Source organism: Hydrogenobacter sp. T-2, from assembly GCF_033971325.1.
In the GTDB taxonomy this organism is placed as follows: Bacteria; Aquificota; Aquificia; order Aquificales; family Aquificaceae; genus Pampinifervens; species Pampinifervens diazotrophicum.
Map to the genome: position 1 here is coordinate 262783 of NZ_CP117180.1, position 17129 is coordinate 279911.

Genomic DNA, 17129 nt, shown 5'->3' on the forward strand with positions numbered 1-17129 from the left:
TTTTATACCCTTTATATTACATTTCCACGTCTTTCATAGCCTTCTGTATAAAGACCTTTAGCTCCTCTCCTTCAAGCCACCAGTCGTTTTTATCGCTTCTGTAGAAAAAGCCTTCTTGCATCTTTGGATAGTCTTTCCAAACCTCCAAAGCCCTTGCTTCAAAGCTGAACTGAGGAAGGATAACAAAATACTCTTTTTCTTTGTGCTTTACCAGTCTTACATCCCGTGCTTCGTCTTCTGCTATTAGGCTCTCATGGAGTTTTTCTCCTGGTCTTATGCCTATTATCTTGTAGCTACAGTCTGGGCATAGGGCTTTTGCCAAGTCAACCACTCTAACGCTGGGTATCTTTGGCACAAAAACCTCACCACCTTCTGACCTTTCAAGGGCAAAAAGCACAAGCTGGACACCTTCTTCAAGAGTTATCCAAAAACGCGTCATCCTTTTGTCTGTTATAGGAAGCTCCTTACAACCTTCAGAGATTAGCTTGAGGAATAACTGCACAACGCTCCCTCTACTTCCTACCACATTACCATATCTAACTATGGCAAAAGATGTATCCTTTGCACCTGCATAGGCGTTGCCTGCAATAAAGAGTTTTTCCATAGTTAGCTTAGTAGCACCGTAGAGGTTAACTGGATTTACCGCCTTGTCGGTAGAAAGGGCTATTACCTTTTTCACTCCCTTCTCTATAGCGGTCTCAATGATGTTTTGAGCTCCTATGATGTTGGTCTTTACTGCTTCAAAGGGATTGTATTCAAGGATTGGCACATGCTTGAGGGCTGCAGCATGCACCACATAGTCCACACCGTCAAAGGCAAGCCTTAGCCTGTCTTTATCCCTTATGTCTCCAAGGAAAAACCTAAGCTGTGGAAACCTATCCTCTGGAAACTCCTTGCTCATCTGCCACTGCTTGAACTCATCTCTGCTGAGGATTATTACCTTTTTTGGCTTGTAATGGCTAAGCACATACCTCACAAAGGTTTTTCCAAAAGAACCCGTGCCACCAGTAATAAGTATGGTTTTGTTATCCAAAAAGCTCATTCTACAAGCTCCCAAGAAAGTGGAGTTCCAGCCTTTATGTCAAACCTTGCCCTTCTACCAAGGATATCCCTTAAATACTTGGGATGCAAACCCACTGCCGGTCTTACGCTTCTTACAATTTCCTCTGTAAATACCTCGCCTTCTTTTATGTCCTTGGCAACAAAAAGACTTCTTGAAAACTTTCTCATGGCTTTTTGCCTTTCTGTTAGCTCGTAGCTCACTTTTCCAAGTGCCTTTTCCACCTGTCTTATGGCAGAGACCATAGCCTTGAACTCCTCTGGTTCAAGAGAAAAGGCACTGTCTGGTCCTCCAAGATTTCTGTCAAGTATAAAATGCTTTTCCACCATAACCGCACCCAAAGCCACAGAGGCAATAGGCACTGCTATACCAAGGGTGTGGTCAGAAAGACCCACTAACACTCCAAAGGTTTCTCTCATGTTGGGTATTGTCCTTAGGTTGGCATCCTCATAGGGTGTAGGATACTCAGAAACACACTTTAGAAGTATTATCTGCTCATTTCCTACCCTTTTGCAGGCCTTTATGGCTTCTTCTATGTCAGAAAGGGTGGCAATGCCCGTGGAGATTATAACTGGCTTTCCCTTACTGGCTATATACTCTATTAGAGGAATGTCCACTATTTCAAAGGATGCAACCTTATAAGCTGGTGTTCCAAGCCCTTCCAAAAAGTCAACCGCAGTTTTGTCAAAGGGAGAAGAAAAACACACAAGCCCAAGCTCTCTGGCAAAGTTAAAAAGCTTCTCGTGCCACTCCCAAGGTGTGTAGGCTTTTTTATAAAGGTCATACAGATACTGACCATCCCAAAGCGTGCCCTCTCTTATCATAAAGTGTTCGTTTTTTACATTTAAGGTTATAGTGTCTGGTGTGTAGGTTTGGAGCTTTACCGCATCCGCGCCAGATTCTTTTATTGCCTCTATGGTTTTCAGTGCAAGGTCAAGGTCTTGCAAATGGTTAGCGGAAAGCTCAGCCACCACAAAGACAGGCTCACCCTCTCCTATCCTTCTCCCACCTATTTCTATCATCCAAAGTCCTCCAAAAGCTCTCTTATCTCCTTAACAGCATCCTTAAGAAAGTTATGGTATAAACCATAAAACTCCCTTAGGAATTCCTTCCTTTCCTCATCTTCCAAACTCAAAGCATGCCCGAGGGCTATCTGACTCCAACGATGGGTATTGTGGTAGAGGAGGTTATACAGGAGAGGGTTTTTAAAGGAGACGAGCTTTCTAACCAAGTCTTGAAAACTGTAGACAGCGTGGTTTAGCTTTGAAAAGTCATAGTTCTTTGGATAATCCCGTATGTATTCAGAAAGGGTTTCAAAGTCTGTCTGTAGTCTTTTGAGGACTTCTGGGACGTTTACCATGTTTATATATCTTGTATCAAAGTTTTCTTCTATGGATGCTATGACTTCTTCCTTGTTTGCGGAGTTTTCCAGTCTAAAGAACTCTATGGGTAAAGGTATGGCACCTTCTATTTTTGCACCGTCAGAGGTGTTGCAGACCTTTATACCCTTCTTTTTTATGGTCTGCTCTATGCCGTATTTGGTATTTAGAAACCATAAATGGGTCTTTACCTCACCTCCAAAGTTTCCCGGCACGGTAATGTCAAAGTCTATTTTTGACCTATAGAGCGAGCTTTTAGGGTTGTAATAGTTTGTTAGTTTTGAGTGATGACTCTCCACATTTTTTGAGCCAAGGTCTACACCAAAGAGGTATACCTCCTCAAAGCCAAACTCTCCTGCAAGGGCAACGCCTGCTGCGGTCACAGTGGGTCCCGTGTGCCATATGATGGGTGAGCCAGTAGGTTCTAAAAGAAGTGCACCAGTGTCGTTTAGCTTTAGAAACATGTATCCTCTCTTGAAGAGCTTAAAACAATCTGTCCATAGAGGGTTGTTGGCTATAAGCCTTGTCTGCTTGAGATAGTTTCTGTCAAGCTCTATAAGTGTGTCGTAAGTATACTTTGTCCTTTCTATCTCCACATGAAAGTCTGGCACTATGCCTGCCCTTTGCAGTGCGGATATAGCTGTTCCGCAGGAGAATATGACCGCCTTGTCCTTATATTCCTTTATCTTATCTATGGCGTAGTCCAAAGAGGGACCTGCACCCACCACAAAGGCGACCGAACCCTTTGGCACTTTTTTCTTAGGATAATAGAGTGGTATCTTCTTCTTAAACTTTTCAAGGGTCCACCTCAAAGACCAAAGCTCATCGTCAAAGTATCCATGAAAAAGCTCCTGAAAGGCAGGAGAAGAAGAAAACCACTCTATAAGCCTCATGGGTGGGTTATATTCAAGATGCTGGAAGTAATAGCCCCAGTAGAAAACCCCTGGGTTTAGCTGTTGAGCAGTCCTCAAAAGCTCTTCAAAAGCTATATTAAGGTCTTGCTCCAATATGAGCTTATCATGGACTATGAAGTTTAGGCTTCTGCCCGGCTTTGAGTAATACTCAAAGAGCTTTTCCCAGTCAAGGTAATAAAGGCTTAGCCTAAAAAAGGCAGGCACATCAAGTATTATGAGGTTCTGTATTTCATACTTTTGGAGCAAAAGCTCAAGATGTATGCCAAAGCCAAGACCCACCATAAGGAGAAGCGGTATATGCCTTGTATCTCTGATGGGCTTGGGTTCTACCTTGTTGCCTATAAGACTTTGTATCTTGTAATCATACCTATGAGCTATAACATCCGTTTGAGTGGAAACCTCTAAAAGGTTGATATCTGGAAACAGCCTCATAGGTTTTTCCTCAAAAGCCTGTACTTGAGATAGGCTGAGCTGGTAGGCATCGCCCTTATATATGCCACCACCCCCAAAATCCGCATCCAGCTTTCCATCCTTGACTATCACACTAAAATTGGGAGGTAGGCTTGATATGAGCTGGAGTATACCCGGTGCTTTTTTGCGGAGAAATTCGTGGTTTTTGTATACCCTCTCTTTAAGAAACTCCTCTTTTATTTCCATGTTCTATAAAATTTTACCACCATCCATAAAAAGCTGACAAGCTATCAACCGTTGGCAGAGGGTGTAAGTTTAGGTGTCTTAAAAAATTTTTCCACTATCCGATAAAAACATACAAGAAACTTCAAAGGAGGTACAAACCATGGCACTAAGAGTGAACTTCAACTTTGAAGCGGCGGCGACACACACTGCCATCCTCTCCAATGAGAGGGATATGAACAAATCTTTGCTTAGGCTCTCAACGGGTCTGAGGATACTTAATGCTGCAGACGACTCTGCAGGTCTCTTTATTGCAGACCAGCTCATGGTGGTTGGGTCTGGCTTAGAAGAGGGCAACAGGAACATCCAAACTGGTCTTTCTGCCCTTAGGATTGCGGAAAGCTCCGCAGGTCAGATATTCAATAGGCTAAACGAAATATATAAAAGGACGATCCGCGCAGCAAACGACATAAACGACCCCAACGCAAGGGCGAGCCTTCAGAGAGAGATAGACAATTTCATTGACGCTATTAAGAAGATAGGCACAGATACAGAATATAACGGTATAAAACTTCTTGATGGAACCTTTGCGGGCAAGGCAATCCACTACGGAGCAAGAAAAGACCAGATACTAGAAGTGGACATAAAGAGCGTTCTCCCTAACGACATAGGTGCCTACATGGTAAAGGCACAGGGTGCAAGGTTTACATCAGGAAATACTGCAGTAAGCGCAGGAACCTTTGCTGCACATCTTAGCACCACATCCTACTGGCTTGTAGATTCGGGAGATTATGTAGATATAGCTGGCATAAGAGTGTTGTCTTATGACGGAACCCAAAGATTTGTGGACGCTGCAACTCTTGCTAAAAACATAAACAGTGATAAGGACCTTCAGGCTCTTGGTATTGAGGCTGTAGCAAAGAACACAAACCACGCGAGCGCTACATATACTGGTTTTGCTAACTTTGCTAGCATTGTTAATGATACTACTGGGACAGCAACTCTTAGCTCTGTTACACTTGACTTTTATATCGGTAACGCCAACGCAGGCGGTCCTGCAAGCTTCTCTATCACTATAAACAGCAGTATAACCAGTTTGCAACAGCTCGCGGATGCTATAAACACAGCAGCTTCTGGAGCGGGTTCTCCTATAAGTGCAAAGGTTGTGGATGGCAGACTTTTCCTTGAAACTAACAATGGAGAAACTATAGCGGTGAGGACGAGCATAACTGCTACCTTGGCTGGTAATGCTACTGTCGACGTAAGGCTCGGACAGATATTAGAGGGGGCTGGCACGGTTAACTTTACAACAGCATCTAACTATTCTTACTACATAGACGTAGGCACAGTGGACATAGCAGGTATAGACACCTATAAACTTGAATACAGTGGTGTTTCTGCTTCTAACCAAGGCTTTAACTTCAATGTAGCCAACGGTTCTGACGCTACCGCCAAAAACCTATATGCGGTGAGCGTGCTTACCAACGAAAGGGCAGAAGAATCCATGCTCATAGTCAAGAAAGCCCTCCAACGCGTTGATACTGTGAGAGCCCAGATAGGTGCGGTTATGAACAACCTCCAGTCCATATACGACTCTCAGAGGGTAGCCCTCGACAACACAAGAGAAGCTGAGAACGTCATACGCAACACAGACTACGCAGAAGAGATGACCAACTTTACCAAGCTCCAGATTAAGATGCAGGCTTCTATGGCAATGCTGGCACAGGCAAACCAGCTACCTCAATTGGTGCTTCAGCTCCTCAGATAATAGATTAGTAGGGGAGGTTCCACCTCCCCTTTTTTAAGTGAGGGGAGATATGAAGATAGGACCTGTTGGACACGATGTTAATGTTGAACAGCAGAGGTCAATTCAAAAGCAGGTTAAGAATGGAGCACTTGAAGGGATGAGAAAACAGGTGGAGAGGGAGATACAGCAAGCTCAGCAGGAAGCCCAAGAAAATAGAAGTGTTAAGTCAGAGGAGCTTCAAAAGCTACTTGAAGAACTTAAAAGGAAGTTTGATATGCTTAGCAAGTATCTGAAAATAGAAATAGACACAGAGCTTGAAATACCGGTTGCTAAAATTATAGAAAAGGATACAAATAGGGTTATTCGCCAGATACCGCCTGATTACCTTCTTGACCTTATGAAAAGAATTGACCAGATGCTTGGTATACTTTTACAGAAGGAGGTATAAGCCTTGGCTGGAGAAATATACTTCAACAACCTTACTGGTAGGTTTGACTGGGGCTCAATAATAGACCAGATAATAAGGCTTAAATCTATTCCCATACAGAGGCTTTCCCAGGAAGCCCAGCAGGTGCAGGCAAGGCAGTCCGCCCTTCAGGGTCTTACTAATGCTGTGGGAGACCTTTCAAAGCTCTTTGAAAACCTCAACGTGGATGACCTCTTTAGAGGTAAGAGGGCTAACTCCTCAGATAGTTCTGTGCTTACAGCTACCTCCACAGAAAACACTCCCAACGTAACTATTAACCTTTCTGTCTCAAAGCTCGCTCAAAAGGAGGTTCTCGTTACGAACGAAGGTATATCTGACATAAATTCTTCCATAAGCTGGAGTGCTTTTCAGATAGCATACAACACCGGGAACTCTTTCCTCTATTTTGATGTTCAGGCAGGTTCTGGCAAACTTTCGGACCTTGTAAGTGCCATAAACAGTGCCGCTGGTGGCAAGATAGTTGCCAGCACCTTCTACGATGGAAGCCAATACAAGCTAATGCTTTCTGAAAGGGATGAGGCTTCTTCTACTGCAGAAACAGGTGAAGGAAACACAGTCATATCCTTCAATCTTCCACCAGTTATAAACGGAAACACATGGAACTTAGATACCACCAATCCCCTTCAAAGCGCTCAGAACGCACAAATAAGCATAGGCTCAAACACCCTCACGAGCCCCAGCAACAGGTTTGAAAACATAATAGATGGTCTTAGTGTTGAGGTAAAAAAGCAAGGAAATGCCACGATTACAGTAAATGAAGACTACTCTGCAGTCTCAAAGTTTCTGGGAGATTTTGTAAGGAGCTACAATGCGGTTATATCTCAGGTAAATCAGCTTACAGGTAGGGGTGCACTCTTTCAGGGTGACTATACTATAACAGGTATAAAGACTGAACTCTCAAGAATGTTAGACAAACTCTTTGCCAATGACCTTGTAAACGTAAAAGAGGATGGCACCCTTGAAATAAACAGCTCTGCGGTCAATTCCTTAGCCAGCTCAAACCCTCAAAGGCTAAGGGAGGTTATTACGAACCTAAAGGATACCATGGGAGGCTATTCTCTCAGAACTAATACTACGCTCCAGACTTTCAGTAACGACCTTCAAAACAGGTTCGATGCAATAAATAGAAGGGCTCAAGACTTAGGGCAACAACTAATAAGAGAAGAGGAAAGGCTAAGACTTGAATATGCAAGAGTTGAAGCCTTTATAAACAAGGCACAGGAAACAATGGCGAGGTTACAAGCTTTTATAGTAAGCCTGTCAGAAATGCAAGGAGGTAATAGAAGATGAACGCATATCTTGAAAACATGGTTCTTACCGCAAATCCAGTAAGGCAGGTAATACTTCTGTATGAAAAAGCTATTTCATGCCTTGATGAAGCGGTAGAACTTATGGAGAAGGGTTCAGTAGAAACAGAAGAAATAAGAAGAAAGTATGAAGCTATGGGTAGAGCAACGGAGATACTCACAGTGCTTGATACCACTCTTAATATGGATCAGGGCGGAGAAATAGCGAAGACTCTACGTGAAGTGTATCAAGCTCTTATAAATGACCTAATAAGGATTACGGTGGAAGGTGATGAGCCACAAACGCTTCGTAAAGTGGTAAGAATCCTTACCGAGCTAAAAGAAAGCTGGGAAGAGGTGGAGAAGAAGATCTATGGAAGACCTGAAGCAACTGCTCCTGCGGTGTGAGATATATTTGCAACAGGAAGATTGGGACAAGCTTATAGAAACCTTGAGTGGTATAAAAGAAGAACATATAAACAACCTTGACGCTCAGAGTGCTCAGGAATGCTTAAGAATTCTTGAGTATCTTATAACACAAGGAGAAGAGGTCAGAAATAGATTGTCAGAGGCTCTGGTGAACATTAAGAGGTTCAGAGGAGGCTACGGAACTTAACTTTCTCTGTATATCAGCCTTGTCATAAGGTTCTCTATAGCACCAGTTCTGTCCCAGCCCTTTAAGAACCGCAAAACCCTTTCAAGCTCCCCTCTGGCTTTTTCTTGAGTCTTCTCTACACCACCGTATTTCAAAACGAGACTCCTGAGATTTTCATGTTCCCCTTTGTAAAAGAGCTGTTTTTCTTCCTCAGTTAGTTTATCAAGCACGCTAAGAAGGGGGTAGGTGCACTTTCCTTCCGCAAGGTCAGAACCTACGGGCTTGCCTATTTTTTCCTCAGTGCCTGCATAGTCCAGAGCATCATCAATAAGTTGAAAGGCTCTACCCGCAAGAAGACCCATTTGATAAAAATCCCAATGGTCTTTCCTTTCAGCCATAAGAGCTCCGACAGCCATACAAGCTCCAAAGAGTGCACCCGTTTTATAGTCTATTATTCTAAAGTAGGTTTCCTGATCAATAATTTTCCCAAGACTTTTAAGTTCAAGAAGCTGTCCCTGAGACATTTTCATCACCGCATCACTAAGGACCTGTATGCTTTCAAGGTTTCCATACTGTGCGTACAGAGAGAGTGCCTTTGCATACATATAATCGCCTGTTAGCACGCATGCCTGATTGCCAAAGACAAGGTTAGCACTTTTTTTGCCCCTTCTCCTCTGTGCACCATCCACCACATCGTCATGAAGCAAGGAGGCTATATGCACGTATTCTATGCCAACCGCCAAGGGGATAACCCTTTCCACATCACCACCCAAGGCTTCGCATACCATAATGGTAAGAAGCGGTCTTACACCCTTACCTCCAGAGGATATTATGTATGCTCCTATGTCGTAAACTTCTCTTACCTCTGGGTCAAGATAAGATACTATCCTTTCTCTTATATCCTGAGTGTTTACCATAGGGTAAAATAGTATAAAACAGCTTTACCACTGGGCGGTAATCTTTGCTTTTTTGTTAAGGTATTTGTCCACCGCAAGGGCAGCCTTTACTCCATCCGCAGCAGCTATCACAGCCTGCTTTATGTTAGTGCAGAGCACATCGCCTGCAGCAAAAACGCCCGGAACGGAGGTCATCATTTCCTCGTTAACTACTATGCAGTGGTCTCCTGTCATTTCCACTTGGTTCATCAAAAAGTCCACAGAAGGCTTGTTGCCACCCAGAAAGATAAAAACCCCATCCACCTGTAAAAGTTTTCTCTCCTTTGTATTTACATTCTGAACCCATAAGCCTTCCACAAGAGATGTGCCAACTATCTCCAAAACCCTGTGATGCAAAAGAATTTCTACCTTTGGGTTAAATTGTATCTCGGAGACCATTTCGTGAGGAGCTTTTATCCTGCTTGAGGGCACAACCAAGTAAATTTTATTTGCAAAGCGGGCTATAAACTCAGCCTCCTCAAGGGCATAGTCATCCTCTCCTATAACCGCCACAGGTCTATCTTTGAAAAAGGCAGCGTCGCAGACTCCACAGTAGGATACACCCTTGCCAAGAAACTCTTCCTCACCCTTATACTTGTTTGTTCTCTCCATAGCACCAGATGCTATTATTACCGCTTTTCCCTTAAACTCTCTTCCATCTATGGTATAGACCTTTTTTATTTCACCGAGAAGGTCTGTGGCTATCACCTTGCCCCTTACAAACTCCGCACCAAAGGCTTTGGCATGCTCGCGGATGAGCTTTAGAAGTTCATAACCAGATAAGGGACCTCTTATGCCTGGGTAATTCTCTATCTGCTGCGTCACTCCTAACGCTCCATCTGCCTCAGCTCTGTATAGCACCAGTGTGGAGAGCCCAGCTCTTGCGGTATATATAGCCGCAGAGGCACCAGCAGGACCACCACCAATGATGACAACATCGTAAATCTTATCCGTGCTAAAGTCCAAAGTCAGCTCCATTTTTTTATCCTCCTAAGGAATAATAAAAATATATCCCCCCGAAGGGGGGGAGCTCTCAAGTTTGGAGAGCTTCGTAAACCCTACCCACAATTTCCTGAGAAGGCTTGAGGGTCTTATCTCCCTCTTTCCACCTTGCCGGGCATGCCTCATCTGGGTGGCTCATAAGGTAGGCGTTTGCCTTCATTTTCCGCACAAGTTCCTCTGCGTTCCTTCCCACATTGTAGAAGTTTACTTCAGAGCCAACAAGAATACCGTCAGGGTTTATTATAAAAGTTCCCCTGAGAGCTAGCCCCGTATCTTCGTCATAAACACCAAAAAGCCTCGAAACCTTTCCCGTAGGGTCCGCACCCATAAGGTATTTCACCTTTTCCAAGAGCTTTTCTGTCCTTTGCCAAGCAAGGTGGGTATACTTGGTATCTGTGGAGACGGATATTACCTCCACACCCATCCTTTGAAGCTCTTCGTAATGCTCCGCAAGGTCTGCAAGCTCTGTGGGACATACAAAGGTAAAGTCCGCAGGGTAGAAAAATAGCACTACCCATTTTCTTTCTCTGAGAAGGTCCTCCAAAGAAACTTTCCCAAAGCCAAGGGTTTTGGGGTCATAGACCTCCATCTCAAAGTTTGGAACCTTTTGCCCAACTCTTAGCATCTTACAACCTCCTTTCCAAGTTTTGTTATTGAGTATTATAACCTATTGAGAAAAATTTGCAATATGATTTGGGTCATATTTATATATTCCCCCTTCCATCTCCTCCATTACTTGAAGAGGCTGTAGGACCACCTTCTTATCATCTCTTCGTCACTATCGGATATGTCTTCAAACTGTAAGCCTATACAGGTTTTGTCTTCGGTTATGTAAAGGTTTCTTACAGTAGAAGGTATACGCAAAGTATGTTTACCAAGAGAAAACTCCACAGTAAGACTTGCCCCTGGGAAAAGGTGTATAGCCTCATCGATGCATATTCTTACACCTCTTGTGCTTATATCGGTAATCCTTCCCTCATATACCCTATCTTCCTTTAAATGGCATTTCCCTGGGAGGTTTGCCTTCCATCTTGGTGTCTCCCTTAGATCTATCCTTTTCAGTGGCTCAATATGTGAAAGCCTGAGTATTTTGTGCCCTGCCTCCTCCGAAACCTCATCTATTAGCTGGTAAAACTTGTATTTACCGTCATCTTCTCTAAAAACTTGAAACTCAAGCCTTGAACCGGGCACTATATCCGCGGGAATGTTGTCAAAGACCATAACAGAAAAGCTATCCTTATCCTTTTTCCACAGGATGGCTTTGTATTCTTTTCCTCCTAAGATTAGAGATATGGGTTGATAAACATCTAAGTCCCTCGTGCTGTGAAGTGGCAGAAACTTGGGAACAAGCTCAAATCCAAGTTTTTTCCTTATACTATAGAGCTTGTTTGCCACTTCATAGGAAGTATCTTTTCTGATAAGCTTTTCTATGCAGTTTTCAAAGGAGCTTCTGCTCCAAAAAACATTCTCCTCACCGCATCCCTCTAAGAAACTCTTCTCCTCTTGTGTAAGTGGGTTTTCAGTCCAATTCATGACACACTACCAGTATAATTTAATATCTTGGAGATTGTCAAGAACCTTTATAATATTATCGGGAGGGTACAATGAAAAGAGCAATACTTGTAAGACTATTTGTTGTTCTAACAGTGGTCTTCCTCGTAATACTTGCGGTAGCCCTATATACCTTTAGGTCTCAGGCTCTTGGAGACTCAAAGCAGAAGGCTTACATCATATCGGAGCTTGTCAGGGATACACTTACCTCCTATATGGTCATGGGGGTAATGGATAGGAGAGACGAGTTTTTGAGCAGAATAAAGGAAATAAAAGGTGTAGAAGAGATAAGGGTTATAAGGGCAAAAAGTGTAGTAGAACAGTTTGGCACAGGCACAAGGTTTGAAGTGCCGAAGGATGAGTTGGAAAGGGCTGTTCTTGAAAGTGGTAAGGCTATGGAAAGGCTTGATGAGTCTTTAACAAGCGTAGTATATAAAATTGTAATACCCTATAAGGCAGTGCCGATAAAAGGGATAGACTGTCTTCAATGTCATAAGGCTCAGCCAGGAGAAACATTGGGTGCCATAAGCCTGACTATGGACCTCACCCACATAAGAAAAAACTCTGCGGAGGTTTTTTTCTGGCTAACCGTTGTGTTTATGCTGTCTCTTGGGGGTGTTGCCTTCTTTGTAAATCTGTTTATAACAAGAATATCTAACTTTATAAGAGAGCTTGCCTGCGCCATGAAGTCCGCAAGTGAGGGGACTTTTACCTGTGATGTGAAAACAGACCCAGGTTATGAAGCAAGCTTTCTAAAAAACACTCTTCAAAGTTCCTTTTCAACCCTCCAAAGCACGCTTAGCTCAATAGAAGAAAAGGTGAGAACCATGATAGGTTATGGTGTTCTCAAGACGGGCAATGTGCTATCGGACACATCCAAAATAGTGGATGAGCTCTTGAATATATACAAGTTCAAGAGGGTCATTGAGAAAGATAAGCGTAAAAAGGATGTTTATACGAGAATAAGGGAAGTGCTTGAAGACTATATGAGTCTTGATAGATATTCTTTATATGAGGTAGACCAGGGCAGGAACAGGATTAGCATAGTTTATGTAAAAGGTCAGGACTGTTGGTGCAATGAGGTTATCTTTGAAAACGCAGACGAATGTAGAGCAAAGAGGACTGGTGTGGATGTGGACTCAAGAGAGTTTCCCTGCGTGTGTCCCAATTTTTCAGATAACACTGCCTGCAAAGAAGGCAGTCTGCATTACTACTGTATGCCTGTCTATGTGGGTGGTGCAGTTGGCAATGTGGTGCAGTTGGTTTATGAACCAGAGATGGAGCCTTTTATAAACCTCATCATTCCCTACATAAAGGGCTATCTAAACGAGGCAGCACCAGTGCTTGAAGCCAGAACCTATATGGACATTTTGAGGGAGCAGTCTCTAAAAGACCAGCTAACAGGTCTTTACAATAGAAGGTTCCTTGAGGAAACAATTGATAAACTATCCGCTCAGATAAAGAGACGCGGGTCTACGCTCGGAATACTTATGATAGACGTGGATTACTTCAAACAGGTAAACGACACTTACGGACACGATATGGGAGATAAGGTTCTCAGGGAGGTGGCGAACATTCTTATAAAGTCTGTAAGGGAAGCGGACATGGTTATAAGGTATGGTGGTGAGGAGTTTATGGTGCTTCTTATGGATGTGCAGGCGGGCAAATCGGAGGAGGTGGCAGAGAAGATAAGAAAGGCTATGGAAAACCATACCATAGAGGCACCGGGTGTTGTTCTTAAAAAGACAGTAAGCATAGGTGTTTCAGAGTTTCCCGTAGACAGTGATAGAATATGGCAATGCATAAAGTTTGCGGACGTTGCTCTTTACAAGGCTAAAGAGATGGGCAGGAACAGGGTTGTAAGATTTAGACCTGAATTTTGGCAAGAGGAGAGTTACTAAAATATTTTACTGATGAGAGAAAGAGACCTCATAAGGCTTGAGTTTTTTCAGGTTTTGGAGAGGATAAAGACCTATGCCAATTCAAAGGCAACAGAACGTTTCATTGACCAAATAAGACCTATAAAAGACCCAACACTTCTCAAAGAGAACATCACCCTTGTTGAAAATTTCCTTAAAGTTTCAGACAGGCTTTTGCTATACCCCTTTGAGGATGTAGAAGACCTTATAAAGAAGACCACTATAAGAGATTACGCCCTTAGCGTAGAAGAGGCTCTTTCCCTTTTGAAGGTTATAAAACTTATCAAAGAAGTCAAACGCTCTCTTGGTGAGGTGGTGCAAAACTACAAGACTCTTATCCCCCTCGTGAAGGGCTTACATCTTTTTAATAGCCTTGAAACCCTTATTGAATCTACCATAGACTTAAGAGGCTTTGTGAAGGACTCTGCCAGCGAAAGCCTTAGAGAAATAAGGCAGAAGATAAGAGAAACAGAAAAGGAGGTGCTAAAGAGATTAGAGGCGGTCTTTTCAAGACCCGATGCTGACAGGGTATTCTCTGATAAGTTTGTAGCCTACAAAAACGGCAGGTATGTCCTGCCAGTAAAGACTACAGAAGTTAAAAAGATTATAGGTGTGGTTCATGGAACTTCCTCTTCTGGCTTTACCACCTATGTGGAGCCTCAGAGTATTATAGAGCTTAACAATAGGCTCATCACTCTGCGAGAGGAGGAGGAGGAAGAAGTAAAAAGAATACTAAGGAAATTATCTTCCATGATAGGTGAACAGGCACAGAGGCTCATGGAAGCCTTCAAAACCCTTATAAAGGTGGACTATCTAAAGGCGGTAGCACAGTTTTCTGAGTCTTACGGAGGTAAGTTTCCAAAAGTTGGAAACCACGTAGAGCTTCTGGAAGTGAAGCATCCTCTTTTGGTGTTTCTAAAGGAAGAGGTAGCCCCCCTTGATATAGTGATAAAGGATAAAAAGGGTCTTGTGTTGACAGGACCCAACACGGGGGGTAAGACGGTAACTCTCAAGACTCTTGGGCTTTGCTCTCTTCTCTTCCAGTCAGCTATACCCATACCTGTGCAGGAAGGCACGCTACCGGTTTTTGAAAATATCTTCGTAGACATAGGAGACGAGCAAAGTATAGAGCAGAGCCTTTCTACCTTTTCTTCTCATATCACAAACATAGCTGAGTTTTTGCCACATGTAAACACCAAAAGCCTTGTGCTTCTTGACGAGCTCGGTGCAGGCACGGACCCAGTGGAAGGCTCAGCCCTTGGGATTGCTCTTCTTGAATACCTTAAGGAAAAGGGTTCCTTCGTGCTTGTAAACACCCATCACACACCCATAAAGGTCTACGCTCTAAACTCCGACTACTACACACCGGCTACTACCCTCTTTGACAGAGAAAGCCTTAGACCCCTTTACAAAATAGTCTACGACGCAGTAGGTGAAAGTATGGCTCTTTTTGTGGCACAGAGATGTGGTTTGCCACAAGAACTCGTAGAAAAGGCGAAAAGGTTTCTACCCGCTGGCTTTGAGGAATATTTCACCGCAAGGGAAACCCTTGAGGGTTATATAAAGGAGTATAATGAGAGGCTAAGAGAACTGCAGGAGGAAAAAGAAAGGCTTGAAAGATTAACTATGGAACAAGAAGCTATGTTAAAAGAGCTTGAAAGTAGAAAAAGAGAGGAAATAAAAAGAGCGGTGGAGGAAGTAAGAGAGCGTTTTGAAGAGCTTCTATTTGAAGCGGAAAAGCATATGAGAAGTCTCAAGGATAGGCAAAAGCTGAGAGAACTCTTTAGAGAGAAGATAGAAAGCGTATACCTGAGAGAACAAGAAGAGGGTATAAAGGTTGGTGATTGGGTGGATATGCTTGGCTCAAAGGGTAAGGTGCTTGAGATAAAAGATGATAGGGCATGTGTTTTGTCTGGAGGTGTAAAGGCTTGGGTAAGGCTTTCAGAGCTAAAAAAGATAGAGCAACCATCAAAAGAGGAGCAACCTGAGAAGATCTTTGAGATAAGGAAAAGTTCACCATCGGAGATAAACCTTATAGGCTTTAGCGTCCAAGAAGCCCTTACAAAGCTTGAGCTATTCCTCCAAGAAGCTCACAGCATGGGACTAAAGGCGGTAAAGGTTATCCATGGGTATGGAACTCTAAAGAAGGCGGTTCAGGAATTCCTTTCCTCCTCACCCCTTGTGGTTTTTCACAGAGAGGGATACCCAAAGGAGGGAGGTGCTGGGACCTCCCTCGTATACCTAAGCAGGGATTAACATGCACTTCCTGGTGAACCTGAGCAGTCAGAGCAAAGATGTATGGGATGCACCTTTAGGAGAAACTCAAGCCCTTTCTCCTCAAACCACGGCGCCACATCTCCATGTTTTACCTTCCACATAAAGTATTTTTCAAAGGCGGACTTTATGTAGTGCATTATTGCACCCTTTCTATACAACACTGTTGACCTCGGTGGAAGCACGGGAGAGGCAAAAAAGCCCATGGCATCTCCACCCATATCTGCAATGCATATGGCGGATAGCTCTGGTGCATATCTGTCTGGGTTGTTTCTAATGTCGTTAACTATATTATGGGCAACCGCCATTGCCATCTGCTCTATCATCATACCCGTCTTTGGTGCACCTGTTGGTATGGGTGTTTGCTCTACCGGAGGTATGGCGGTAACCACTCCAACTCCAAAGATGTTTTTATAGGTCGGGTTTTGGAAGCACCTGTTTACTATAACCATCTTATTAGCAGGGTTTGCCACCTTTTCCCCTGCGGATTGAACTACTTCTGGTCCCATAAACCTTGGCATAATCATGGAGAGCTTTGCAGGTGCCTCGTAGGTCTTACCCTCCAAGTCCTCGTATATTACCTTATCTGGCTCAACCTTTGTTATCTTTACGTTTGCTGCCCACTTTATGCTCCTTTCCGCCATCAGGTCTTCCATAATCCTTCTTGAGGGTCCTACACCACCAAGACCCATATGTCCTACGTAGGGCTCAGATGTTACGTATGTTATAGGCACCTTGTGTCTTATGCCCCTTTTCCTGAGCTCATAGTGGAGCATGAAAGCGAACTCATAAGCTGGTCCAAAACAGCTAACACCGGGTATGGCACCAACTACCACCGGTCCAGGATTTCTGTAAAATTCTTCAAGTTTCTTGTTTAGCTCCATAGCGTGCTCTGCAGTGCAGACAGAGGTGGAGTTTTGTTCTTGACCCTCCGCACCAAAGACCAGCTTGGGACCTGTTGCTATCACAAGGTAGTCATATTCTATAGTCTTGCCTCCCTTTGTCTTTACCTTGTTGGCTTCTGGGTCAATGCTTTCCGCATCCTCGTTTATGAAGTCTATACCATGCTTTGGAAGCAAGCCTGCCAGCGGGACGCTTATGTCCTCAAACTTTCTCCATCCCAAGGCAAGGTGAGGCCAAGAAGGAGTAAAACCAAAATAGGGTCTTCCTGATATAACAGTGACCTTAAGGCTTTTGTCCAACTTCTTAAGGTCGTAGGCAGTGGCTATTCCTCCTATACCGCCACCAATTATTACCACGTGCTTGCTCATAACACAACCTCCTGAGTTTTATAAGCAGTAGCTTATAATTATATAAGCAAAATGTTGTATGGGTCAAATAAGAATG

At 43.5% G+C, this 17129-nt stretch carries 15 protein-coding genes; 7 read left to right on the forward strand and 8 right to left on the reverse strand.

Features of this window, described 5'->3' with window-relative positions:
* Positions 1-16: 16 nt before the first annotated feature.
* The 3 genes from pseB to IAE16_RS01520 are packed head-to-tail and all read right to left on the reverse strand — an operon-like array spanning position 17 to position 4010.
* Entirely contained in the window at positions 17-1042 is a 1026-nt protein-coding gene (pseB, locus tag IAE16_RS01510) for a UDP-N-acetylglucosamine 4,6-dehydratase (inverting) (protein WP_323700938.1), read from the reverse strand.
* Positions 1039-2082 carry a pseudaminic acid synthase gene (gene pseI, locus IAE16_RS01515; protein WP_323700939.1) on the reverse strand — a complete coding sequence of 348 codons (1044 nt, stop codon included), beginning with the start codon at positions 2080-2082 and terminating at the stop codon, positions 1039-1041. The genes pseB and pseI overlap by 4 nt, the downstream gene beginning before the upstream one ends.
* A complete protein-coding gene (locus IAE16_RS01520; protein WP_323700940.1) occupies positions 2079-4010 on the reverse strand; it encodes a motility associated factor glycosyltransferase family protein in 1932 nt (643 codons plus the stop codon). The genes pseI and IAE16_RS01520 overlap by 4 nt, the downstream gene beginning before the upstream one ends.
* Before the next feature lie 139 nt (positions 4011-4149).
* Here IAE16_RS01520 and IAE16_RS01525 point away from each other — a divergent pair, with 139 nt between their 5' ends.
* The 5 genes from IAE16_RS01525 to IAE16_RS01545 are packed head-to-tail and all read left to right on the forward strand — an operon-like array spanning position 4150 to position 8122.
* Positions 4150-5754, forward strand: a complete 1605-nt coding sequence (locus IAE16_RS01525) for a flagellin N-terminal helical domain-containing protein (RefSeq protein WP_323700941.1) — start codon at positions 4150-4152, stop codon at positions 5752-5754.
* Positions 5755-5803: 49 nt separating this feature from the next.
* Entirely contained in the window at positions 5804-6181 is a 378-nt protein-coding gene (locus IAE16_RS01530; protein ID WP_323700942.1) for a flagellar protein FlaG, read from the forward strand.
* A 3-nt stretch (positions 6182-6184) separates the two neighbouring features.
* On the forward strand, positions 6185-7510 hold the full coding sequence (fliD, locus tag IAE16_RS01535; RefSeq protein WP_323700944.1) for a flagellar filament capping protein FliD: 1326 nt from the start codon (positions 6185-6187) through the stop codon (positions 7508-7510).
* Positions 7507-7914, forward strand: a complete 408-nt coding sequence (locus IAE16_RS01540) for a flagellar export chaperone FliS (RefSeq protein WP_323700945.1) — start codon at positions 7507-7509, stop codon at positions 7912-7914. The genes fliD and IAE16_RS01540 overlap by 4 nt, the downstream gene beginning before the upstream one ends.
* A complete protein-coding gene (locus tag IAE16_RS01545) occupies positions 7880-8122 on the forward strand; it encodes a hypothetical protein (protein WP_323700946.1) in 243 nt (80 codons plus the stop codon). Before IAE16_RS01540 ends, IAE16_RS01545 begins: the two co-directional genes overlap by 35 nt.
* Here the strand turns inward: IAE16_RS01545 and IAE16_RS01550 are convergent.
* From IAE16_RS01550 to IAE16_RS01565, 4 genes are all read right to left on the reverse strand, one after another.
* The gene (locus IAE16_RS01550; RefSeq protein WP_323700947.1) at positions 8119-9018 is read right to left on the reverse strand and encodes a polyprenyl synthetase family protein; all 900 of its coding nucleotides are present in this window, start codon (positions 9016-9018) and stop codon (positions 8119-8121) included. The two genes, IAE16_RS01545 and IAE16_RS01550, sit on opposite strands and share 4 nt — an antisense overlap.
* Before the next feature lie 24 nt (positions 9019-9042).
* Positions 9043-10014: a thioredoxin-disulfide reductase gene (trxB, locus tag IAE16_RS01555; protein WP_323700948.1), complete on the reverse strand. Its 972-nt coding sequence runs from the start codon at positions 10012-10014 to the stop codon at positions 9043-9045.
* A 55-nt stretch (positions 10015-10069) separates the two neighbouring features.
* Positions 10070-10663 (reverse strand): peroxiredoxin, encoded by a 594-nt coding sequence (locus IAE16_RS01560; protein ID WP_323700949.1) that lies wholly within the window; start codon positions 10661-10663, stop codon positions 10070-10072.
* A 107-nt stretch (positions 10664-10770) separates the two neighbouring features.
* Positions 10771-11571: a flagellar brake protein gene (locus IAE16_RS01565; RefSeq protein ID WP_323700950.1), complete on the reverse strand. Its 801-nt coding sequence runs from the start codon at positions 11569-11571 to the stop codon at positions 10771-10773.
* 71 nt (positions 11572-11642) lie between these two features.
* Between IAE16_RS01565 and IAE16_RS01570 the strand changes: the two genes are divergently transcribed.
* Together IAE16_RS01570 and IAE16_RS01575 are read left to right on the forward strand one after the other, a co-directional pair.
* Positions 11643-13490: a GGDEF domain-containing protein gene (locus tag IAE16_RS01570; RefSeq protein WP_323700951.1), complete on the forward strand. Its 1848-nt coding sequence runs from the start codon at positions 11643-11645 to the stop codon at positions 13488-13490.
* Between the two features lie 12 nt (positions 13491-13502).
* Positions 13503-15764 (forward strand): endonuclease MutS2, encoded by a 2262-nt coding sequence (locus IAE16_RS01575; protein WP_323700953.1) that lies wholly within the window; start codon positions 13503-13505, stop codon positions 15762-15764.
* Here IAE16_RS01575 and IAE16_RS01580 read toward each other — a convergent pair.
* Entirely contained in the window at positions 15761-17053 is a 1293-nt protein-coding gene (locus IAE16_RS01580; protein WP_323700954.1) for an NAD(P)/FAD-dependent oxidoreductase, read from the reverse strand. The two genes, IAE16_RS01575 and IAE16_RS01580, sit on opposite strands and share 4 nt — an antisense overlap.
* Positions 17054-17129 lie beyond the last annotated feature (76 nt).